The organism is Parabacteroides sp. Y3-G-102 (assembly GCF_023656845.1).
GTDB lineage: Bacteria > Bacteroidota > Bacteroidia > Bacteroidales > Tannerellaceae > Parabacteroides > Parabacteroides distasonis.
Map to the genome: position 1 here is coordinate 146010 of NZ_JAMOKU010000004.1, position 22095 is coordinate 168104.

The following is a 22095-nucleotide window of genomic DNA, read 5'->3' on the forward strand; positions in this document are numbered from 1 at the left end:
TAATGTATGGCTGAATACCCAATCAACAAGGGTATCGGCCGTCCGGTAGAGTTCAAGGGCTTGAAGGCACAGTACCTCTTCATCTTCTGCGGAGGTCTGCTGGCTCTCTTCGTCCTGTTCGTCATCCTCTACATGGTCGGTATCGACCAGTGGATATGTATCGGCTTCGGCGCGGCATCGTCCTCCCTCCTTGTATGGCAGACCTTCGCGCTGAACGCCCGGTACGGTGAACACGGGCTGATGAAATTAGGAGCGGCACGGAGCCATCCCCGATACCTTATCAACCGGCGGCGGATAACCCGTCTGTTCAAACGACAACGAAAGGAAGAAAGACAATGAGGAATACATCGAAAATGACAACACTGGAAAACAGGTTCCCACTTTTAGCGGTGGAGCATGGCTGCATCATCTCAAAGGACGCCGACATCACGGTGGCTTTCGAGGTGGAACTACCGGAACTTTACACCGTGACGGGTGCGGAGTACGAGGCGATACACAGTTGCTGGTGCAAGGCTATCAAGGTGCTGCCGGACTACTCCGTCGTCCACAAACAGGACTGGTTCATCAAGGAACGCTACAAACCGGAGCTTCAGAAGGACGACATGAGCTTTTTAAGCCGCTCTTTCGAGCGTCACTTCAACGAGCGTCCGTACCTGAAACACACCTGCTACCTCTACCTGACCAAGACAACAAAGGAGCGTAACCGGATGCAGAGCAATTTCAGCACGCTGTGCCGGGGACATATCATCCCGAAGGAGCTGGACAGGGAAACCACGACCAAGTTCTTGGAAGCCTGCGAACAGTTCGAGCGCATCATGAACGACAGCGGGCTTGTCAGGCTGCGCCGCCTCTCCACCGATGAGATTGTGGGTACTGAGGGAAAGACGGGACTTATTGAACGCTACTTCTCGCTCATGCCGGAAGGTGACACCACCTTGCAGGACATCGAGCTTTCGGCAAGGGAGATGCGCATCGGCGACAACCGCCTGTGTCTGCACACCCTCTCCGACGCGGAAGACCTGCCGGGCAAGGTGGCTACCGACACCCGTTACGAGAAGCTCTCCACCGACCGGAGTGACTGCCGACTGTCATTCGCCTCCCCGGTGGGGCTTCTGCTCTCCTGCAACCATATCTACAACCAGTATGTGCTGATAGACAACAGTGAGGAAACCTTGCAGAAGTTCGAGAAGTCCGCCCGTAACATGCAGTCGCTATCTCGCTATTCAAGGAGCAACAGCATCAACCGCGAGTGGATAGACCAATACCTGAACGAAGCCCATTCCTACGGACTGACCTCGGTACGGGCACACTTCAACGTCATGGCGTGGAGCGACGATGCGGAGGAACTGAAGCATATCAAGAACGACGTGGGCAGCCAGTTGGCAAGCATGGAATGCGTGCCGCGCCACAACACCATCGACTGCCCGACACTCTACTGGGCGGCGATACCCGGCAATGCGGCGGACTTCCCGGCGGAAGAGAGTTTCCACACCTTCATCGAACAGGCGGTGTGCCTGTTCACAGAGGAAACCAACTACCGCAGCTCGCTCTCGCCCTTCGGCATCAAGATGGTGGACAGGCTCACGGGAAAACCGCTGCACCTTGACATCTCCGACCTGCCCATGAAGCGAGGTATCACGACCAACCGCAACAAGTTCGTGCTGGGTCCTTCGGGCAGCGGCAAGTCTTTCTTCATGAACCACCTCGTGCGCCAATATTATGAGCAAGGCGCACATGTGGTATTGGTGGACACGGGAAACTCCTATCAGGGCTTGTGCGGCATGATCCGACGCAAGACAGGCGGAGCGGACGGTGTGTATTTCACCTACACGGAAGATAAGCCCATCAGCTTCAACCCGTTCTACACCGACGATTACATCTTCGACGTGGAGAAGAAGGACAGCATCAAGACCCTGTTGCTGACGCTCTGGAAGTCGGAGGACGACAAGGTGACAAAGACGGAGAGCGGCGAGCTGGGCAGTGCCGTGAGTGCCTATATTGAGCGCATCCAATCCGACCGTAGCATCGTGCCGTCGTTCAACACCTTCTACGAGTATATGCGTGACGACTACCGCAAGGAACTGGCACAGCGTGACATCAAGGTGGAGAAGTCCGACTTCAACATCGACAACATGCTCACCACCATGCGGCAGTATTACCGGGGCGGGCGTTACGATTTCCTGCTCAACTCCACGGAGAACATCGACCTGCTCGGCAAGCGGTTCATCGTCTTCGAGATAGATTCGATTAAAGAAAACCGCGAACTGTTCCCCGTCGTGACCATCATCATCATGGAAGCCTTCATCAACAAGATGCGGCGGCTGAAAGGCGTGCGGAAACAGCTTATCGTGGAAGAGGCTTGGAAGGCCCTCTCATCGGCGAACATGGCTGAATATCTGCGCTATATGTATAAGACGGTCAGAAAATATTACGGCGAGGCAATCGTGGTGACGCAGGAGGTGGACGACATTATCAGTTCTCCGGTGGTCAAAGAGAGCATTATCAACAACTCGGATTGTAAAATCCTGCTTGACCAAAGGAAATATATGAACAAGTTCGACCAGATACAGGCGTTGCTCGGACTGACGGAAAAGGAGAAGTCGCAGATACTCTCCATCAACATGGCGAACAACCCTTCACGGCTCTACAAGGAGGTGTGGATAGGCTTGGGCGGCACGCAGTCGGCGGTCTATGCCACGGAGGTCAGCGCGGAAGAGTATCTGGCGTACACCACCGAGGAAACGGAAAAAGTGGAGGTTTACCGTCTGGCGGAGAAGCTGGGCGACGACATCGAAGCCGCCATCCGGCAGCTTGCCGAAAGGCGGAGAAACAAGGAATAACTAAAAAACAGAATGTATCAACCAAAAAAGAAAAACGCGTATGAATTTACCAAAAGTGAAAATGCTGCAAGTCAGCAAGTGCCTTATCGGATTGGCGGTCATGATGCTGCAATCCTGCGACGTGGCCGACAACCGCCGCGACATGCTGTGCGGGAACTGGGAGAGCGTGGAGGGAAAACCTGACGTGCTTATCTACAAGGAGGGCGAAGCCTACAAAGTGACGGTGTTCCGTCGTAGCGGTCTGCGCCGCAAGCTCAAGCCGGAAACCTATCTCTTGCAGGAGGAGAACGGCAACCTGTTCATGAACACCGGCTTCCGCATCGACGTGTCCTACAACGAGGCCACGGATGTGCTGACTTTCTCGCCAAACGGGGACTATGTGCGGGTGAAGCCGCAGCCGGGACATCCGACCGAAGAATAACAACCACTAAAATCCAAAGTAACATGAGAACAAGAATAACAATGATTATCTGCCTGTGCCTGCTTTTCGCGGGCAGGGCAAGCGCACAGTGGGTCGTAAGCGATCCGGGCAATCTAGCGCAGGGCATCATCAATGCCTCCAAAAACATCATCCATACCTCCAAGACCGCCACGAACATGGTGAGCAACTTTCAGGAGACGGTGAAAATCTATCAGCAGGGCAAGAAGTATTACGATGCCCTCAAATCGGTGAACAATCTGGTCAAGGACGCCCGCAAGGTGCAGCAGACCATCCTGATGGTGGGCGACATCACAGACATCTATGTGAACAGTTTCCAACGGATGCTCCGTGACGGGAATTTCAGACCCGAAGAGCTTTCCGCAATCGCTTTCGGCTACACGAAACTGCTGGAGGAAAGCAACGAAGTGTTGACGGAACTCAGGAACGTGGTGAACATCACCACGCTCTCCATGACCGACAAGGAGCGCATGGACGTGGTGGAACGCTGCCACTCGAAGATGAAGCGTTACCGCAACCTCGTGAGCTACTACACGAACAAGAACATCTCCGTGAGTTACCTGCGTGCGAAAAAGAAGAACGACCTCGACCGCATCATGGGGCTGTACGGGAACATGAACGAAAGATAATGGTAGCCTATGAAGTTCGACAACCTTCATCAGATTTTACGTTCACTTTATGAGCAGATGATGCCGCTGTGTGGGGACATGGCTGGTGTGGCGAAAGGCATCGCCGGGCTGGGTGCGCTGTTCTACGTCGCCTACCGGGTATGGCAGTCGCTGGCGAGAGCTGAACCGATAGACGTATTCCCGATGCTCCGTCCTTTTGCCATCGGTCTGTGCATCATGTTCTTCCCGACTGTGGTGCTGGGCACGATAAACAGCATCCTCTCACCCGTCGTACAGGGCACGGCAAAGATGCTGGAGGCGGAAACGCTGGACATGAACCGATACCGGGAGCAGAAGGACAAACTGGAATACGAGGCGATGGTACGCAACCCCGAAACCGCCTACCTCGTGTCCAACGAGGAATTTGACAAGCAACTGGAGGAACTCGGCTGGTCGCCCTCCGACATGGTGACGATGGCGGGAATGTATATCGACCGGGGAATGTACAACATGAAGAAGAGCATCCGCGACTTCTTCCGCGAGATACTCGAACTGCTGTTCCAAGCCGCCGCCCTCGTGATAGACACCGTCCGCACCTTCTTTCTCGTGGTGCTGGCGATTCTCGGTCCGATAGCCTTCGCCCTGTCGGTATGGGACGGTTTCCAAAACACGCTCACGCAGTGGATATGCCGCTATATACAGGTCTATCTGTGGCTACCGGTATCGGACATGTTCAGCACCATACTGGCGAAGATACAGGTTCTGATGCTGCAAAACGACATCGAGCGGATGCAGGCAGACCCGAACTTCTCGCTGGATTCGAGCGACGGGGTGTATATCGTATTCCTCTGCATCGGCATCATCGGCTACTTTACCATTCCCACCGTTGCGGGCTGGATTATCCAAGCCGGAGGCATGGGCGGTTACGGTCGCAACGTGAACCAGATGGCGGGACGAGCCGGAAGCATGGCGGGCAGCGTGGCGGGTGCAGCCGCAGGAAACGCAGTCGGACGTGTCGGCAAATTGCTGAAATAATCAATGTGCAATCATAAATTGGAAAATATAAATGGAATTCAAATCACTTAGAAACATCGAATCGTCGTTCAGGCAGATACGCCTGTTCGGTATCGTCTTCCTCTCGCTGTGCGCCGTGGTGACGGTGTGGAGCGTGTGGAACTCCTACCGTTTCGCAGAGAAGCAACGGGAGAAAATCTATGTGCTGGACAACGGCAAGAGCCTGATGCTCGCCTTGTCTCAGGATTTGTCGCAGAACCGCCCGGCGGAGGCACGGGAACATGTGCGCCGTTTCCACGAGATGTTCTTCACGCTATCACCTGAAAAAAGCGCGATTGAACACAACGTGAAACGTGCCTTGCTGCTGGCGGACAAGAGCGTGTACCACTATTATTCGGACTTCGCGGAGAAGGGGTACTACAACCGCATCATCGCCGGGAACATCAACCAAGTGCTGAAGGTGGACAGCGTGGTGTGCGACTTCAACGCCTATCCCTACCGTGCCGTGACCTACGCCACACAGAAAATCATCCGGCAGAGCAACGTCACCGAGCGCAGCCTCGTGACCACCTGCCGCCTGCTGAACGCATCGCGGTCGGATGACAACCCGAACGGTTTTACCATCGAGGGTTTCACCATCATTGAGAACAAGGATTTACAGACTATCAAACGGTAACAGGACATGAAAAGTATCAGAAAATCAATGTGGGGCATGTATTGGAAACTCCACGACAAACGGAAACGCTTGGCGGCAAGTCTCAAAGGGTATCTGGACGGCTTGCCGCCGGAAACACGCCGCCGCATCGTGCTGGGGATGTTCGCCGCCTTCGCGGTGCTTGCCCTTTACACCTTCGGCAGAGCCGTCTATGACATCGGCAGGAACGACGGCTCACATATGGAAACGGGACACGCCGGACGGGTGGAACTGCCGACCCCGGCGGAAACAGGCAATCACTTAACACCTTATTTATATGGAACAGACAAAGAATGAACCGACGAAAGAGAACAAAGCTGCTCCCGAAACGGGGAAACCGAAAAAGGAGCGCGAACCGCTGACAGAGGCGCAACGGCTGAAACGGCAGAAGATGATCGTGCTGCCCGCTATGGTGTTGGTGTTCATCGGGGCGATGTGGCTGATATTCGCCCCGTCCTCCGGCAAGGAGCAACCGCCGGGAACGGACGGATACAACACCGAGATGCCCGACGCTGACAAGGCGAACCGGCAGATTATCGGCGACAAGCTGAAAGCCTACGAGCATGGGGAGATGGAAGAGCGTCAGGAGAGCCGCAACCGTGCCATCGGGCAGCTGGGCGACATGTTCGACCGCGAGATAGCGGGAACGGAGAACGGAGTGGACTTCGACCTCGCCAATCCGGGCGGCAAGGAAGAAAGGGCAAAGCCAGCCACGCCGCAGACCATCCAGTCCTCCGCAGCCGCCTACCGTGACCTGAACGCCACGCTCGGAAACTTCTACGACCAGCCGAAAAACGACAATGCGGAGATGGACGAATTGTTGGAGCGCATCGCATCGCTGGAGTCGGAACTGGAAAGCGAGAGGGGCAAGGCTTCCTCTATGGACGAGCAGGTGGCTCTTATGGAGAAGTCCTACGAGCTGGCGGCAAAGTACATGGGCGGTCAGAACGGAGGACAGCCATCGGCGGAACAGAGGGCAGAGCCAACTACCGTGCAGAAAGGGAAGAAGAACAAGGCAATGCCTATCAGACAGGTGGAGCATCAAGTAGTTTCTTCACTCTCACAGCCTATGAGTAACGCGGAGTTTGTCGCCGCCTTATCGCAGGAACGCAACCGGGGTTTCAACACGGCTGTCGGCACGGCGGAGGTATTGGACAGGAACACCATACCGGCGTGCGTGCATGGGGCGCAGAGCGTGACGGACGGGCAGACGGTAAGGCTGCGCCTGCTGGAGCCTATGGCGGTGGCAGGCAGGACAATACCCCGGGGTGCGGTGGTGGTCGGCACGGGCAAGATACAGGGTGAGCGGCTCGACATCGAGATTACCTCGCTGGAATACGACGGCACGATTATCCCCGTGGAGCTTGCGGTCTATGACACGGACGGACAGCCCGGCATCTTCATCCCGAACTCGATGGAGATGAACGCCGTCCGGGAGGTCGCCGCCAACATGGGCGGCTCGCTGGGAAGCAGCATCAACATCTCCACCAATGCCGGGGCGCAGCTCGCCTCCGACTTGGGCAAGGGGCTGATACAAGGCACGAGCCAGTACATCGCCAAAAAGATGCGAACCGTCAAGGTGCATCTGAAAGCCGGGTACAGGGTCATGCTTTACCAAGAAAAATATTGAAAACAATAAAAATTACCACTAAAATCCAAAAGTAATGAGAAAAGTAATCATCATGTTTGCCCTCGCTATGGGCATCATAACTGCCAACGCGCAGGAGAATGTAACCGTTGAAACGACCAACGGAAGTGAACAACCGACCTTGACGAAGGAGGTCTATCCGCAGAAGGAGGCGGACGGCGACCTATATCACGGGCTGTCACGCAAGCTGACCTTCGACCGCATGATACCGCCGCACGGTCTGGAAGTGACCTACGACAAGACCGTCCACGTCATTTTTCCGGCGGAGGTGCGCTATGTCGATTTAGGCTCGCCCGACCTGATTGCCGGGAAAGCCGACGGAGCGGAGAACATCATCCGTGTGAAGGCTACCGTAAGGAATTTTCCCAACGAAACGAATATGTCCGTCATCACGGAGGACGGCAGTTTCTACACCTTCAACGTGAAGTACGCCGCCGAACCGCTGTTGCTCAACGTGGAGATGTGCGACTTCATCCATGACGGCAGCACGGTGAACCGCCCGAACAACGCGCAGGAAATCTATCTGAAAGAGCTGGGCAGCGAAAGCCCGATGCTGGTGCGCCTTATCATGAAGTCCATCCACAAACAGAACAAGCGCGAGGTGAAGCATATCGGCTGCAAGCGTTTCGGCATCCAATACCTGTTGAAAGGCATCTACACGCACAACGGCTTGCTTTATTTCCACACGGAGATAAAGAACCAGAGCAACGTGCCTTTCGATGTGGACTACATCACTTGGAAAATCGTGGACAAGAAGGTTGCGAAGCGTACTGCCGTGCAGGAGCAGATTATTCTGCCGCTCCGCGCGCAGAACTACGCCACCCTCGTGCCGGGCAAAAAGAGCGAGCGCACGGTCTTCACGATGGCGAAGTTCACCATCCCCGATGACAAGTGCCTCGTGGTGGAATTGAACGAGAAGAACGGCGGCCGTCACCAGTCCTTCGTGATTGAGAACGAGGATTTGGTACGCGCGGGTACCATCAACGAACTTCAAGTACGCTGACCATGAGAAAGTACATCGCAATAATCATCGCGTCGCTTGCCCTTTTTACAGGGCAGGCGCACGCCCAGCGGTGTCTGCCGAAGATGCAGGGCATCGAGGTGAGGGCGGACATGGCGGACGGCTTCAATCTCGGCGGCAAGGACGGCGGGTACAGCTTCGGGGCGGCTCTCTCCACCTACACGAAGAAGGGGAACAAGTGGGTGTTCGGTGGCGAATACCTGTTGAAGAACAATCCCTACAAGGACACCAAGATACCCGTGGCGCAGTTCACGGCGGAGGGCGGCTATTACTTCAAGATACTGTCGGACGCCCGAAAGATTGTTTTCGTCTATGCCGGGGCTTCGGCTCTCGCCGGATATGAGGCGGTAAATTGGGGGAAGAAGGTGCTGCATGACGGCTCCACGCTGCACGACCGGGACGCCTTCATCTACGGCGGTGCGCTGACGCTCGATGTGGAGTGTTACGTGGCAGACCGTATCGCCCTGCTTGCCAACCTGCGGGAGCGTTGCCTTTGGGGTGGCGACACACGGAAGTTCCACACGCAGTTCGGGGTCGGTATCAAGTTCATCATCAACTGACACGGGCATGGAAAGGACGGAAATAGATGCTGTCAGAAGGATGCCGCTTGCGGATTTTCTCGCACGGCTGGGGCATGAGCCTGTCAGAAGGAGCGGTAACGAGCTGTGGTATCTTGCCCCGTACAGGGGCGAGCGCACATCCTCTTTCCGTGTGAACGTGGCGAAACAGCTCTGGTACGACTTCGGTTTGGGCAAGGGCGGCGACATCTTCACGCTTGCCGGGGAGTTTCTGCAAAGCGATGACTTCATGAAGCAAGCGAAGTTCATAGCGGAAGCCGCCAATATGACGGTTGCCGGATGGGAAAAGCCCGTCTATCTCTCGAAGCCGACCGAATCCGTTTTTGAGGATGTGGAGGTCGCTCCGCTGCTCCGCTCACTGCTGACGGAGTATTTAGAGGAACGGGGCATCCCTTACGCCATCGCATCCCGTCACTGCTGCCGCTTGAACTACGGTGTGCGTGGGAAACGGTATTTTGCCGTTGGCTTTCCGAACATGGCAGGTGGCTATGAAGTCAGAAGCCGATATTTCAAGGGTTGCATACCTCCGAAGTCTGTATCACTGGTAAAGGCGAATGACATCCCGGCTGACGAGTGCCTCGTGTTCGAGGGCTTCATGGACTTTCTCTCTGCCGTGACGCTTGGTGTAACCGGTAACGCTGACTGTCTTGTGCTGAACTCAGTCGCCAACGTGGAGAAGGCGGCGGGATTGCTGGACGGATACGGGCGCATCGGCTGCTTCCTCGACCGTGACGAAGCCGGACGGCGGACGCTTGCCGCACTTACCATGCGATACGGGGAACGTGTCACCGACCGTTCCTCCCTCTATGACGGTTGCAAGGACTTGAACGAGTACCTGCAACTGACAACGAAAAAACAGAAAAACAACCATCTAAAAATCGAAGAACAATGAACATACTGAACAACAGAAACAAGAGAACATCAATATTCAAGGCAGTGGCGTTATGCCTGATAGCCGCCATGTCATTCACCCTCGTGTCATGTGACGATGACATGGACATCCAGCAGTCCTATCCCTTCACGGTGGAGGTCATGCCCGTGCCGAACAAGGTAGTAAAGGGGCAGACAGTGGAAATCCGCTGTGAACTGAAAAAGGAGGGCGACTTTTCGGGTACGCTCTATACCATCCGCTATTTCCAGTTCGAGGGGGAAGGCTCGCTCAAAATGGATAACGGCATCACCTTCCTGCCTAACGACCGCTACCTGCTGGAGAACGAAAAATTCCGCCTGTACTACACGGCGGCGGGTGATGAGGCGCATAATTTCATCGTGGTGGTGGAGGATAACTTTAGCAACTCCTACGAACTGGAATTTGACTTCAACAACAGGAATGTAAAGGACGACGATCTTACCATCGTTCCCATCGGCAACTTCAGCCCCTTGTTGAAATGATGCGTGTATTCATGACAATGCTCTGTTCACTTCTGACGGTCTGTTCTGTGTCCGCGCAGATCAGCCGCCAAGAGGGAACGGACGGGCAGGCGGCAATCTACCGACTGCCGCTTATGGAACGTGCTTTTTTATGCTGCCGCTACTTTGAAGGCTGGCACTCAGAAAAACACTACCCATACGTCGGTTGGGGTCACAAACTTTTGCCAAACGAGAAGTATTCGGCACGAACCATGACAAAACGGGATGCGGATGAACTTTTGCGGAAAGACCTGCGCAAATTTGTCGCCATGTTCCGTAAATTCGGGGTTGATTCGATTTTGCTTGGCACGTTAGCTTACAATGTGGGACCGGCGAAGCTGTTAGGCAGCAAAACAATCCCCAAAAGCACCTTAATCAAGAAGCTGGAAGCTGGTGACAGGAACATCTACCGTGAGTATATAGCCTTCTGCAACTACAAAGGAAAACGCCACGCCATGCTGCTCAAACGGAGAAAGGCGGAGTTTGCGCTGTTGTATATCCCATAAAAGGACTGACAAAACTGGCAAAAGACGTGCCATATTTAACTTGGCACGTCTTTTGCTCTATCACTTGATAGATTATCGTAGGATTTTCTCGTTAATTGACATCGTTGAGCCATTTTTGCCTATCGGTTTCCAAATAACACTTCAAGTTGTAAGTGTTGTGAGAGCAATACAAAACATAGTTATTAACCATAAAAAGTATAGCGAAATTATGAAGAAAGTATTTAGGAAAATTCAGAAAGGAACAACAAAAATGATTGAACGTATCAAATCGTTGGGGGAAATGGAGACGAAGCAGAAATGTGTAGTTCAACGGTTCGAGATTATCATTCCCCTCCACCAAAAAATAACGACCCAATATATAGCCTCCGCAAGTTTTACTTGCGGATTTTTTAGTTATCGCAGATTGGACAAAGGTTTCTTTGCTACTTTCTTTGTCCGCCATCATGCTCACTGAAAGAAAGTAGGGCGGCTCTCGCCGCCCCGCCACTCAAAAGCGTGTGTAAAGTCCCGTCACCATCGTGAACATTTCCTCCAGCATATCAAAATAGATACCCTCGTGTACGGCAATGTCCTTTGTCTTGCACTCAAAGGTCTTTTTGCTGAACGTCCTGCGGTAGAAGCGCATATTGTAGAGGTCTGCCCCTTCGTCATAGATGATGTCAAGGCGGTTGGCACTTGTTTTGTTCCTTGCAAGGCTCATCCGTAAGCCGTTGCCCATATCTATGAAATCACGGCTACCTGTCATGGCGGTGAAGCGTTTTCCGCCTATCTGCTGTAATATCGTCTTGGCTATCATATCTTTTGTTTTTAGGGTTTTAAGTATTGGCGGTGCGGACACCGCCATCCCGTTCAAAATTCTCGCATTTCGGAAATGGGGGTCTGCCGTTGTAGCCACTCTTTCACACATTCCATATTGTACTCGCTCGTGATGACTGCCGTATGGCTGTCGGTGGCGGTGAAACGTGTGCTTTCGTAATCATCTATCCACCCCTTGAGGGTGTCCGTTCCCCACGCTCCGGTATCGTCAAAGATACCGTCCAATGCCGTGATAGGTTCGCTGAACTTGACTATCAGCGTTTGATAGGTCGTGTTCATAGTCTGTCCTCCTTTCCCTTCTTTGCGTTCAGCCACTTGTCCCGTGCGGCTCGGCACTCGTCCAACGTGGGTTTGACACAAGAGAACAATTCTCTGTCTATGGGGTGGCGGTAGTCGTACTGCACAAGTGTCCGCCTGCGTCTTCCGATACCCGATTGGAAACGCTCGTATTTCTCCGTACCTGCTTCCGCGCAGGTGCTTACTCCGTTGATGGTCATTCGTGTTGTCATAATGTTGCTTTTTAGATGGTTAAAAATGTACTGACAGAACTCTGTTCTTCATCACCATTTCGGGGTTGCTTGTGTAGCGTTGGTGCAGGTAGAAATGGTGTGAGCCGAAGCCGTAAAGGAAAAACTTGTCAAGTTCGTGCTTCTCGGCAAACTCCTTTACGCTCTTTCTCAATTCCCCCTCACTCGTTGTGAGAGTGAGGAGGTTCACAAATTCAAGGAACATCGTGGGGATTGCATCATCCCACACACAAATCATACTTTCAATTCTTACTTCCATATCAATGTTGTTTTAGGGGTTATGCTATGCCGCTTTCATCCGCTCACGGATAAGGTTGGCGTTCTTGTTCACAAGGTCTATGATGCGCTCGTGATATTCGGTGTCCTGGTTGTGCTTGCCGTGGCACTGCACCACTTCGAGGGTTCGCAAGTCCACCTCTACGGTTTCAATAATCTCATCGCCAATCCTTGCCGATAGTATGAGGGTGTCGGCTTTCTTGTAGTATCCACTGCCAAACACGCAGATGCCCTGCGTCTTGCCCTCGTTGTAATACTCGTCTATGCTTTCAAGCACCTTGACGATTATTTCCTCGTCCGTGATTACCAAGCCGAAGAATTTGGATTTGTTGGCGATGAAATCCTCCGCATCTTTCTTTCGTTGGAGTTGTCGCTGTTGCTCACGCTCACGCCTTTCAATCTCCCAACGGCGTTGCTCTGCGGCTCTTTCCTTCTCGTGTATGGCTTCAATTTTTCGGGTTGCGTTGTCGTGTGCCGCCATGAAATCTTCGGGACAGATGTTCTTCGGGTTACGGAGGTCTTGACCGAGTTTTTTGAGCATACGCAGATAGTCGCACCACATTGAGAGGTTGTCTATCTGATACTTGTGACGCTTGGCAATCAGATATGATGCCCAACATTCATCGGCAGTACGGGTATTGAAAAGAAAGTGTTTCATGACCTCAATCTCACCGCCTTTCATAAGGGTTTCAATTCTTGGGTCTGAAAGCAAGGCTTTGAAAAGACGCACGGGGGAGATGCCGTGGAAATCGCCCTTGAAGCCGTTACGTCTGAGTTGGGGCAATATCCTCATCTTTGGATATGCACAGCTTCTTGCCACCACATCATCGTATAGGCTGTTGTGCGGTCTTACCTCCATATCGCTGCCTAATGCCCACACATCGCAATAGCAGAAAAGGAAGCCACGGAGCAACGCCATGTCCGTAACCTTGCCGTCGGGTGAAATCCAACGCTGCACGACCTCGTGGCAGTAGAAACGCATCGGTTCGCCTTTCCTGCTCTCGCATCTGACCTGCGCCACGCGGATTACCTGATACCCTTTGCAGGTGGTTATCACGCTGAAATTCTGCGTTTCCTTGTAGATGCGTCTGCGTGTGTCCTGCACTTTGAGTTCGGCATGGCATTTGGGGCAGGTGCAGCCTTCAAGGGTGTCGCATAGTCCGCTGTCGCTGTGCCACTCGTGACCGCAGTCGGAACAGGTGATGTTCCCTTTCTTGGTGCGGTAGCCGATATGCTCAACGCAGTGGCGGTATGCCCAATCTATTTGTGTCGCTGATATGGGGCGAAGGTTGGCGGAAAGTCTTGCCACCTCTTTCTGTATCTTGGTCTTCGGTTTCATAAGCCTAAATCAAATAATGAGGGTTGGGGTTGGTTTTCTTTTCTCGCTGACGGTCTGTGGCGGTTCTGCAACTTGCGGAGTTCCTCCTCTTGGTATTTGCGGACAGCGTTCTGACGTGCCTCCGCCTTTTCCTCTGCCGTGAGTTTCACAACGTGGTTCACAACCACTTGGCAGTCCATCGGTTTGCCCACCTCTATCTCGTTTTCCTCATAGTAGTGGATGGCTTGCCCGAATATCTCTCCGTCCGTGAAACCGTTGCAACCGCTTTTCTGCACATAGTTCAGAATGTGGGTCACGCACTCGTCCATGTTCTTGGCAGGGTTGCGGTACTTCTTTGCAAATAGCGCATCTTCCTCCGCACGCTGTTCCAAGTACATATATATCGTTCTCTTGAAATGGTCTGTTCCTTTCATATCGCTGTCATTTTTAGATTATCTGTTTCAGTATCTCTCTCCAATAGGTCGGCTCTACCTCGCTGAGAAGGAAGTCCATGAAATCCCTCCGTGCGTCCTTGTTCAGTTCGTGGTACAATCTTCGGAAAGTTTCAAAATTGCCGTTGATGTACGTTTCCACCATATACACGAAGATGTTGTCCACCTCGTAATATCTGCACTGCTGCGCTGCCGTCTTGCTGTTTCTTTTTGCCATGTCGGTAAGGGTTAAAGGGTGAATAACCAAAGGATGAAGCCAAAGAAGGCAATGGTGGAAAGGATAGCCACGATTACACCTATCGCCACTCGGAACACTCCGTTTACAATCTCTCTGATGATGCCCCAAAGGATGCCGAACACCCCGAAGGCGGTGCGCATCATCAAGCCGCATATCGCCAACCCGATGTGTTGCGCCATTTGTCTGAAATTTGCCGTTGCCGTCATATCTTCGCTGTTTTTGATTTTTTTGTTTTTAATGCGGATTCAAGAGCTGAGGGAGTTGAGTTTCAAACTATCTTATCTGCCTCTCGTTTATCCGACATTTTTTTTATGCGTCTTTCTGTCGCATCGGTCGTTTTCGTTTCGGGTGCTTGAAAAGGTAGGGATTAGGGAATGCAAGGTTTTTCGGTCAAAATACTACCCGCAGGGCTGGAGATTTTTACCGAAAACAGGAGGCTTGACCTTGCTTTCCCGTCCAATCCCGGAATTACCTTTGCGCCCAGAACGAAAATGACTGACTGATGCGGCTTACTGAAAGGCGCAAAATGGAGGTAAACGAAAACAGAGGCAGATTGTGTAGAAAAAAACTTCAGGGGAAAATCCGTAAAAAAAAGAATCACCAAAAGGAAAAAGACATCACCGGAAGCGTGAAAAGGGCAAACCACAACAAAGGAAGTATGATTGTTTCCGATCCGACGGAACTTGTTCAGCCGGGTGGCAACAATCATTCTTCCCGGTTTGTCCGGCTGTGTGTGGGCGCCTGTTTCATTCATGGGGCAGGCTGACACACTCTGCATTCACTTTCCGCTTCCGGCAAAAGAGACAGCGAAAAAAGAAAAATCATTTGAAAACCCGTAAAAGCACCTCTTGGCATAGGCGCAAAAGAAAGGGGCATTGCTTCATCTGTCTAAACATCGTTTAGGCGTGAGGCAATGCCCTTTTCTCCAGCTATGCGGTAGTCGGCACACGTTTGTTCCAAACTCGTTTTGGGCAATGGTGTGCCGACGGACAATACCGCTTTTACGGAAAATTCTTATGAATGAGGGGATAAAAAACGGGAGTTTATATCAAAATCTCGAATTAAATAGCTACTTTTGCATACGAAGAGTTCTTTGAAGGTTACGCAACGCGCAGAAGGATAATGCAGTAGATAACTAACTAAATCGTAACCTATTACTATCAAGAGCAATTAACCTACGCTCATTTCCAATAAATTACACTCTTTTCGTAACTTCATGTTGCAAATCTACAAGCGGCGATGAAATTCCCATTCCTTTTTCAATTCTATTAATCGGATAAATACAGCCCGGGCGTTCTAGGTCCCGAAGTAGGCGACAAAAGTACTAAAATTATCGTTCCGTACCCAAGTTGCGGTAAGTAAAGAAAAAGAATACCGCTAACGTTGGTAGTGTCTATAAAATTCCTAATTTTGTACGAAAACTAATATCATAAAAAAATGAATGAGAACGATGCTTTTTATAACGCATTAATAGATGTAGCTGCTTGGGATAAAGAGAATACCTTAGATCGTTTTATGAATAGTGATAGCCTCTTCAAAAAGTTTCTATATAAATTTATTACTACAGACGGTTCGTATGTGAAATTACGGAGCTCTTTAGTAGAGCGGGATTTGGAGAATGCCAAGCTATATTCGCATACCTTGAAAGGGATAGCCGCTAATTTAGGTCTGGTAAATCTATTCGATGTATCGAATAATATACTATCGCTGTTGAGAGAAGGGAATCTGGAAGAAGCGTTGCGTTATGAAGATGCATTGGGAAAACAATACGATGCCTTGCGAGATATCGTTGTTGAGTTTTGTTCTTAATCTATTGTATATTAACTATCTAATTCTAAATAAAGACTATCAGTATGGATACTATCATAAAAACTCAAATTATAGATTTGATTCACAGGGAGGTAATCCCTGCTATCGGATGTACGGAACCTATTGCCGTGGCTTTGGCGGCCGCAAAAGCGGCGGAAGTGCTGGGGCGTAAGCCAGAGAAGATAGAGGTTTATCTGAGCGCCAATATCCTGAAGAATGCCATGGGAGTAGGAATCCCGGGGACTGGCATGGTGGGGTTGCCTATCGCTATCGCTTTGGGATCGATCATCGGTAAGTCCGCTTATGGGCTAGAGGTGCTGAAAGACTTGACTCCGGAGGGATTGAAAGAAGGTAAGGAAATGGTCTGCAAGAAATGTATCGGTATAGACCTGAAAGAGAATGTAGATAAACTTTATATCGAAATTATAAGTTCTGCAGGGAGCGATCGTTCAAGGGTGATCATTTGCCATGAGCATACCCATATAATATATGTAGAGAAAAACGGGGAGGTATTGACTGATTTACGTACGGCAAACGCTTCTGGCGAGGAAGTATGTGAGAATAAGGATTTACGTCTTTCCTTCTCTATGGTCTATGAGTTTGCCATGGAAATGCCATTGGATGAGATTCGTTTTATTTTAGAAACGGCCGAGTTGAATAAGAAAGCTGCCCAAGCTTCCATGAAAGGCAATTACGGACATACCGTAAGCAAGACAGTCTCGGGTGCTTTCGGCCGTAAGTTCATGGGAGATTCCGCTTATACGCATATGTTGATCATGACTTCCGCCGCTTGCGACGCTCGCATGGACGGCGCTATGATCCCGGTGATGAGTAATTCGGGAAGCGGTAATCAAGGAATCGCCGCTACGCTTCCGGTTCTTTCTTTCGCCGAGGATATCCAATGCTCGGAAGAGCAACTGATCCGTGCGTTGATGTTAAGCCATTTGATGGTGATCTATATCAAGCAAAGTCTGGGACGCTTGTCCGCCCTTTGCGGTTGTGTGGTTGCCGCTACGGGAGCGAGTTGCGCTATCACCTATTTGATGGGAGGAAATAAGGCGCGGATTTCTTATGCGATCAAGAATATGATCGGTAATATTACCGGAATGATCTGTGACGGTGCCAAGCCGAGTTGCGCGATGAAAGTATCTAGTGGCGTATCTACGGCGATGCTTTCCGCTTTGATGGCCATGGAGGATAAGGTGGTGACTTCCGTGGAAGGTATCATCGATGAGGATGTGGATAAATCGATCGCGAACTTGACCGCTATCGGTTCTAAAGGAATGGAGGCGACGGATCGTCTGGTGCTGGACATCATGACCGGTAAATCTTGTTAATGGGATTCTATGGAGGAGGCACCAAAGGCGAGGAAAAAAGAGATTATGCGAGTGACACTTTTAGGGTCATTCGCTAATTTTGTTTTATTGGTATTCAAGTTCGTGGCGGGTATCTGGGGGCATAGTAGCGCTATGATCGCCGATGCGGTGCATTCGTTATCTGATTTCGTAACGGATATAATCGTACTTCTTTTTGTCAATATATCTTCCAAGCCAAAGGACGAGAGCCATGATTACGGGCATGGTAAATACGAGACTTTGGCGACTTCAATTGTCGGTATCGTCTTGCTTTGTGTAGGTTTTGGCCTTTTCTGGGAGGGAGCGAACAAGATTTATGACTTTTATTTCAAGGGGATTCCGTTGGAAAGTCCGGGAATGATCGCTTTAGTTGCCGCTCTTATCTCCATTGTGATCAAGGAATTACTGTATCATATTACGGTTTGGGTAGGAAGGAAGCAGAATAGTCAAGTCGTTATCGCTAACGCTTGGCATCATCGCTCGGATGCCTTTTCCTCGATCGGTACGGCTTTAGGTATTGGAGGGGCGATTTTGTTGGGGGATAATTGGCGTGTGCTGGACCCGTTGGCGGCTGTGATTGTCAGTTTGTTTATCGTAAAAGTAGCCTTGCAGCTGGTGATCCCCGCAATCAATGACTTATTGGAGAAATCTTTGCCGAAGGAGGTGGAGGATGAGATCTTGGCGATCATTAGTGAGGTTCCCGAGGTAAAGAGCCCGCATAATCTACGTACCCGCCGCATCGGTAATAATTTTGCTATCGAGGCGCATATACGGGTGGACGGACAGATAACCGTGACTCGTGCCCATGACTTGACGAAAGAGATCGAACAGAATCTGCGTGATAAGTTCGGTCAGGCTACGCACATCGCTTTGCACGTGGAACCAATTAAATAAACGAATTGTTATTTGACCATGATGAAGAACTTATATAGGGGAGAAGTGTTCTATTTGATCACTTCCCCGCTGGATCATGTGGAGGCTTACCGCTATTTTGAGGATGGGGGACTGGCTGTTGTTGATGGAAAGATTGTAGAGGCGGGGCCGTTCGAGGCGATGCGTTCCCGTTACCCGGATTTCCCGGTGACAGACTATTCCGGTAAATTGATTACACCCGGCTTTATTGATTCCCATATCCATTTCTCCCAGTCGGAGATACAGGGAATGTATGGCAAGCAACTTCTGGATTGGCTGGACGAATATACGTTTCCCGCCGAGGAAGCTTTCTCTTCCATGGAATATGCACAAGATATCGCTCGCTTTTTCGTGAAGGAACTGGTGAAGAACGGAACTACGACTTGTGCCGCTTATGCCACGGTTCATCCTGCTTCCGTGACCGCATTATTTTCCGTGGCTACGGAGTATAATATGTGTATCTTGGCTGGAAAGGTGATGATGAACCGGAACGCTCCGGATTATCTGATGGATACCACGCATCAGGGTGAGTTGGACTGCCGTAGCTTAATCGAGGATTGGGACGGGAAAGGACGGAATCACTATGTGATCACGCCCCGTTTCGCCATAACCAGTACGCCGGATCAATTAAAGTCTGCCGGTCGTTTACATGCCGAATATCCCAGTACCTATATACAGACACATCTTTCGGAGAATCTGGGAGAGATTGAATCTGTCTTATCGCTCTGTCCCGGTCATGCGGATTATTTGGAGGTCTATGAGCGTGCCGGATTGTTGACCGATCGTTCGATATTCGGGCATTGTGTCCATCTAACCGATCGGGAATATAAGCGGTTGGGAGAAACGGGAGGCATTATCGCCCATTGCCCGACCTCGAACCTTTTCCTTGGAAGCGGATTATTCGATATGAGGGAAGCGAACCGTTACGGCGTACGTACTACCTTGGCGACAGATGTCGGTGCGGGTACATCTTTCTCTATGTGGCGTACGATGGGAGAGGCCTATAAGGTACAACAGTTGAACGGTTATCCGATGACAGCTTTGGAGGCTATCTATAAATGTACGCTAGGCTCTGCACGGGCCTTATCGTTGGACGACCGAATCGGAAGTTTCCTCCCTGGCCGTGAAGCGGATTTCATAGTCGTGGATTATGCCGCTACCTCTGTCCAGAAATTGCGTATGGAGTATCTTCGTTCGAGAGATAAATGGACGATCGAGAATAAGCTGTTTGGCCTGCAAACCCTCGGCGATGACCGGAATACGGTATGTACTTATATAATGGGCAAGCAAGTATACGGCTCAGATTCGTGCGATCATCAAGAAACAAGTATGTAATACGACCGTTACGACGATCCATAGGCGCTCGGCAGTAGTCGGGCGCAATCCCGGGAAATGATATTCTATAGCCCCGTGCTTGCAAGCGGAGAGGCAATCTCCGCAATAGGTACAGGTATAGCCGATCTTTCCCTTCTCGATCTCTTCTTTATGTAGGGCATCATAACGGCAAGCGTTTGTGCAAGCCATGCAATAGCAACAATCCGTGGTCAGTCGTACCCGGAAAGGAGAGAGGTATTTGAGGAAAGACACTAAAGTCCCGATCGGACAATAACTACTGCAATGCACCATCTTCCGTCTCTTTCTGGAAAACAATAGCATGACAAGTAGGCCGATAACTCCGACCGCTATTCCGAAAGCGGTGGCTATCCTGCCGCTCGCTCCGAATATTCGGAGTAGGATGGCCCCCAACATAACCAGAAATAATATGCTGTATCGCATTTGCTTGTGATAGGGGAACCTTTTTCGCTCCAATTTTCCCCGGGCACTCCATGCGTCGAATGCCCCGAAGTAACAAAGCTGGCTACACCAAGCGGGACCGGATAGTAATAAGGTGCTGATAAAAAGTATGGGCATGAATAATCCATCAAAGCGATAAAGCGGTCCGGCCAAGATTACCGCAGGGATCGGTAAATGCAGTTTCCCGGTCATAAGGAAAATGGGATCGGCAAAAATCCCTAGAGCAAGTTGCCCGAAAAAAACGATCGAGAATAACAACCACGCTCGTTTTCTCCATTTGGGACGTTCTTGCCGATCTTGCATCTTATAGCAGAGCCAACCACCGTATAGCATGGCAAGTATCACTTGTATCCATCCTCCATACGGAAATAACCTTTCGCCTATCAACAGTGGATTTTTAGGCATGACTTGAACGATCGAGAGAAGTCCCCCGACTAATAATACGGTACTGATAACAATACGTCTCGTTTTCATGCTCAATTATTTTATGCGTAAAAGTATGCCTTTTACGCGAATAATTATAGCACGGGCATTGTATTTCTGATACTAGTTACACCGATTAAACGATCATACCGTGCTCCCATTGGACAATAGTAGACGTAAATGCTATATTCGTTCTCCGTCTGGAAGAAATTACCCTCGATAGGGCCGGTCTGTCCTACGGTCTGTCCGTTAGGGACAAAGAGGTACTGATAGTTGTAACTGCCTTGTTTCAGTAAGACGGATTTCTCGTATTGATGCGTCTCCGGATTATAGCCCATCTTACTTTTCTCGTCCAATACATTATTATATAATTCACCGTTCAAATACACGTTTCCATCGGGAATTAAGTCCATGGCGAGGGTAAAGTGAACGATGTAATAGTCCGCTTCCGTATCCGGGTCGTTACAATTACTGCAACGGATGAAGAAACGGCCGTCTTGATCTTGATCGTATTGATACGATAATTGGTCACGCCGATAGTCCGTCATCAACTCTACATGGTAATATGGATTATGGAACGAGATACTTTCTACGTGCATGCCATTGTATTTGTTGCTCAAAAATTCCATACGGCGATATTCGTTTCCTGCGGGAAAGATCAAGTTCTGATTGTTCGTATAAGAGATCTGGTTTTCTAAAATAGTCATAGGCTGAAGACCTGTTACGGCATTATCCCTGCGGTTATTCTGATAAACCCAGATTTTCAAGTCGGTCTGAGGATAGGTGATGGGGAAATTCTTGTTATTGATCGCAAAGCTGACTTGTTGGTGTGACTGATTGGTATCGATATCCGTATTTCCGCTCACCGTAGCGGCGACACTAACCATCGGCTCAAAAATAGAAAAGCATGCGGTAAATACGATCTGGGAGGGATCATCCTCGTTATATACTTGCAAGGCATAATTCCCCGAGACCTTCGGTTGAACGTCATCGTTTGGGAAAAGTAATCGGTAGTTGGTGTATTGCACCGTAGTACCCATCGCATTGGCGAAATCCTCGATCGTGCTCCCTTGGAAACCATTCATATACTCAATCGGGGAAAGATTCGATTGCGTCCAATCGGCGTTGCAATGAACCAGATTATAGGCGTATCGCCCGAAGCCCGGATTAAAAGCATCGAAATTAACTTCGATACGGTTTTCACCGCCCAGTTCAATGAATGGGTCGGAGAACATCTCGCCGGCAACCTTCACTTGGAGGGTCTTTATTTGCTTATCGCTAACGTTGGTGAAGTAAGTCACTTGAGCGTTCAACGGTACTAAAACCGTGATAAGCAGCAGAAATAGGATTTTAAAAACTTTCATTTTCTTATTACTTTCTTTAACGACGCAAAATTATGGAATTATTTCTCTATTTA

29 protein-coding genes are annotated in these 22095 nt (G+C 50.5%); 18 read left to right on the forward strand and 11 right to left on the reverse strand.

The window, feature by feature from the left end; translation table 11 throughout:
• The first annotated feature begins 6 nt into the window (after positions 1 to 6).
• From NBH16_RS03270 to NBH16_RS23370, 14 genes are all read left to right on the forward strand, one after another.
• A complete protein-coding gene (locus tag NBH16_RS03270; protein ID WP_004291514.1) occupies positions 7 to 339 on the forward strand; it encodes a DUF4133 domain-containing protein in 333 nt (110 codons plus the stop codon).
• Positions 336 to 2840, forward strand: coding sequence for a TraG family conjugative transposon ATPase (locus tag NBH16_RS03275; protein WP_004291515.1), 2505 nt, complete (start codon positions 336 to 338; stop codon positions 2838 to 2840). The genes NBH16_RS03270 and NBH16_RS03275 overlap by 4 nt, the downstream gene beginning before the upstream one ends.
• A 40-nt stretch (positions 2841 to 2880) precedes the next feature.
• Entirely contained in the window at positions 2881 to 3261 is a 381-nt protein-coding gene (locus NBH16_RS03280; RefSeq protein WP_004291516.1) for a DUF3876 domain-containing protein, read from the forward strand.
• 23 nt (positions 3262 to 3284) lie between these two features.
• Positions 3285 to 3908, forward strand: coding sequence for a DUF4141 domain-containing protein (locus NBH16_RS03285; RefSeq protein ID WP_250700339.1), 624 nt, complete (start codon positions 3285 to 3287; stop codon positions 3906 to 3908).
• Between the two features lie 9 nt (positions 3909 to 3917).
• Positions 3918 to 4922: a conjugative transposon protein TraJ gene (gene traJ / locus NBH16_RS03290; protein ID WP_004291518.1), complete on the forward strand. Its 1005-nt coding sequence runs from the start codon at positions 3918 to 3920 to the stop codon at positions 4920 to 4922.
• A 31-nt stretch (positions 4923 to 4953) separates the two neighbouring features.
• On the forward strand, positions 4954 to 5577 hold the full coding sequence (gene traK / locus NBH16_RS03295) for a conjugative transposon protein TraK (RefSeq protein ID WP_004291519.1): 624 nt from the start codon (positions 4954 to 4956) through the stop codon (positions 5575 to 5577).
• Positions 5578 to 5604: 27 nt separating this feature from the next.
• Entirely contained in the window at positions 5605 to 5892 is a 288-nt protein-coding gene (locus tag NBH16_RS03300) for a TraL conjugative transposon family protein (protein ID WP_018697145.1), read from the forward strand.
• Positions 5873 to 7225 carry a conjugative transposon protein TraM gene (gene traM / locus NBH16_RS03305; protein WP_004291521.1) on the forward strand — a complete coding sequence of 451 codons (1353 nt, stop codon included), beginning with the start codon at positions 5873 to 5875 and terminating at the stop codon, positions 7223 to 7225. Before NBH16_RS03300 ends, traM begins: the two co-directional genes overlap by 20 nt.
• 34 nt (positions 7226 to 7259) lie before the next feature.
• Complete coding sequence (traN, locus tag NBH16_RS03310) at positions 7260 to 8246, forward strand: conjugative transposon protein TraN (RefSeq protein ID WP_004291522.1); 987 nt, start codon at positions 7260 to 7262, stop codon at positions 8244 to 8246.
• 2 nt (positions 8247 to 8248) lie between these two features.
• The gene (locus NBH16_RS03315; protein WP_004291523.1) at positions 8249 to 8824 is read left to right on the forward strand and encodes a conjugal transfer protein TraO; all 576 of its coding nucleotides are present in this window, start codon (positions 8249 to 8251) and stop codon (positions 8822 to 8824) included.
• A gap of 7 nt (positions 8825 to 8831) precedes the next feature.
• Complete coding sequence (locus NBH16_RS03320; protein ID WP_004291524.1) at positions 8832 to 9734, forward strand: DUF8464 domain-containing protein; 903 nt, start codon at positions 8832 to 8834, stop codon at positions 9732 to 9734.
• A complete protein-coding gene (locus tag NBH16_RS03325) occupies positions 9731 to 10234 on the forward strand; it encodes a DUF3872 domain-containing protein (protein WP_004291525.1) in 504 nt (167 codons plus the stop codon). The genes NBH16_RS03320 and NBH16_RS03325 overlap by 4 nt, the downstream gene beginning before the upstream one ends.
• Positions 10231 to 10758 (forward strand): glycoside hydrolase family protein, encoded by a 528-nt coding sequence (locus tag NBH16_RS03330; protein ID WP_004291526.1) that lies wholly within the window; start codon positions 10231 to 10233, stop codon positions 10756 to 10758. Before NBH16_RS03325 ends, NBH16_RS03330 begins: the two co-directional genes overlap by 4 nt.
• 64 nt (positions 10759 to 10822) lie before the next feature.
• Entirely contained in the window at positions 10823 to 11212 is a 390-nt protein-coding gene (locus NBH16_RS23370; protein ID WP_004291527.1) for a hypothetical protein, read from the forward strand.
• A gap of 33 nt (positions 11213 to 11245) precedes the next feature.
• Here the strand turns inward: NBH16_RS23370 and NBH16_RS03340 are convergent, their stop codons facing one another.
• The 9 genes from NBH16_RS03340 to NBH16_RS03380 form a co-directional block, all read right to left on the reverse strand.
• Positions 11246 to 11554 carry a hypothetical protein gene (locus NBH16_RS03340; protein ID WP_004304290.1) on the reverse strand — a complete coding sequence of 103 codons (309 nt, stop codon included), beginning with the start codon at positions 11552 to 11554 and terminating at the stop codon, positions 11246 to 11248.
• Between the two features lie 53 nt (positions 11555 to 11607).
• Positions 11608 to 11853 (reverse strand): DUF6956 domain-containing protein, encoded by a 246-nt coding sequence (locus NBH16_RS03345; RefSeq protein WP_004291529.1) that lies wholly within the window; start codon positions 11851 to 11853, stop codon positions 11608 to 11610.
• Positions 11850 to 12083, reverse strand: a complete 234-nt coding sequence (locus NBH16_RS03350; protein WP_004304291.1) for a DUF3873 domain-containing protein — start codon at positions 12081 to 12083, stop codon at positions 11850 to 11852. The genes NBH16_RS03345 and NBH16_RS03350 overlap by 4 nt, the downstream gene beginning before the upstream one ends.
• A gap of 19 nt (positions 12084 to 12102) precedes the next feature.
• Positions 12103 to 12360, reverse strand: a complete 258-nt coding sequence (locus NBH16_RS03355) for a DUF8466 domain-containing protein (protein WP_004291531.1) — start codon at positions 12358 to 12360, stop codon at positions 12103 to 12105.
• A gap of 24 nt (positions 12361 to 12384) precedes the next feature.
• Positions 12385 to 13716 carry a PcfJ domain-containing protein gene (locus NBH16_RS03360; protein ID WP_004291532.1) on the reverse strand — a complete coding sequence of 444 codons (1332 nt, stop codon included), beginning with the start codon at positions 13714 to 13716 and terminating at the stop codon, positions 12385 to 12387.
• Entirely contained in the window at positions 13713 to 14129 is a 417-nt protein-coding gene (locus NBH16_RS03365) for a PcfK-like family protein (RefSeq protein ID WP_004291533.1), read from the reverse strand. Before NBH16_RS03365 ends, NBH16_RS03360 begins: the two co-directional genes overlap by 4 nt.
• A 13-nt stretch (positions 14130 to 14142) precedes the next feature.
• Complete coding sequence (locus NBH16_RS03370) at positions 14143 to 14364, reverse strand: hypothetical protein (RefSeq protein WP_004291534.1); 222 nt, start codon at positions 14362 to 14364, stop codon at positions 14143 to 14145.
• Positions 14365 to 14375: 11 nt separating this feature from the next.
• Entirely contained in the window at positions 14376 to 14591 is a 216-nt protein-coding gene (locus NBH16_RS03375) for a hypothetical protein (RefSeq protein ID WP_004291535.1), read from the reverse strand.
• A 161-nt stretch (positions 14592 to 14752) separates the two neighbouring features.
• Positions 14753 to 15139, reverse strand: a complete 387-nt coding sequence (locus NBH16_RS03380; protein WP_009126113.1) for a hypothetical protein — start codon at positions 15137 to 15139, stop codon at positions 14753 to 14755.
• A 683-nt stretch (positions 15140 to 15822) separates the two neighbouring features.
• On the opposite strand from NBH16_RS03380, the gene NBH16_RS03385 reads away from it, so the two are divergent.
• From NBH16_RS03385 to guaD, 4 genes are read left to right on the forward strand one after another with little or no spacing between them, the layout of a single operon-like run.
• Positions 15823 to 16194, forward strand: a complete 372-nt coding sequence (locus tag NBH16_RS03385) for an Hpt domain-containing protein (RefSeq protein ID WP_005856873.1) — start codon at positions 15823 to 15825, stop codon at positions 16192 to 16194.
• 44 nt (positions 16195 to 16238) lie between these two features.
• Positions 16239 to 17531: an L-cysteine desulfidase family protein gene (locus NBH16_RS03390; protein ID WP_005862252.1), complete on the forward strand. Its 1293-nt coding sequence runs from the start codon at positions 16239 to 16241 to the stop codon at positions 17529 to 17531.
• A 9-nt stretch (positions 17532 to 17540) separates the two neighbouring features.
• Positions 17541 to 18443: a cation diffusion facilitator family transporter gene (locus NBH16_RS03395; RefSeq protein WP_009017469.1), complete on the forward strand. Its 903-nt coding sequence runs from the start codon at positions 17541 to 17543 to the stop codon at positions 18441 to 18443.
• Positions 18444 to 18455: 12 nt separating this feature from the next.
• The gene (gene guaD, locus NBH16_RS03400) at positions 18456 to 19796 is read left to right on the forward strand and encodes a guanine deaminase (RefSeq protein WP_250788102.1); all 1341 of its coding nucleotides are present in this window, start codon (positions 18456 to 18458) and stop codon (positions 19794 to 19796) included.
• Here the strand turns inward: guaD and NBH16_RS03405 are convergent.
• A complete protein-coding gene (locus NBH16_RS03405; RefSeq protein ID WP_005862258.1) occupies positions 19761 to 20729 on the reverse strand; it encodes a 4Fe-4S binding protein in 969 nt (322 codons plus the stop codon). The two genes, guaD and NBH16_RS03405, sit on opposite strands and share 36 nt — an antisense overlap.
• Positions 20730 to 20773: 44 nt before the next feature.
• Positions 20774 to 22042 (reverse strand): type IX secretion system plug protein, encoded by a 1269-nt coding sequence (locus tag NBH16_RS03410; RefSeq protein ID WP_005856883.1) that lies wholly within the window; start codon positions 22040 to 22042, stop codon positions 20774 to 20776.
• Positions 22043 to 22095 lie beyond the last annotated feature (53 nt).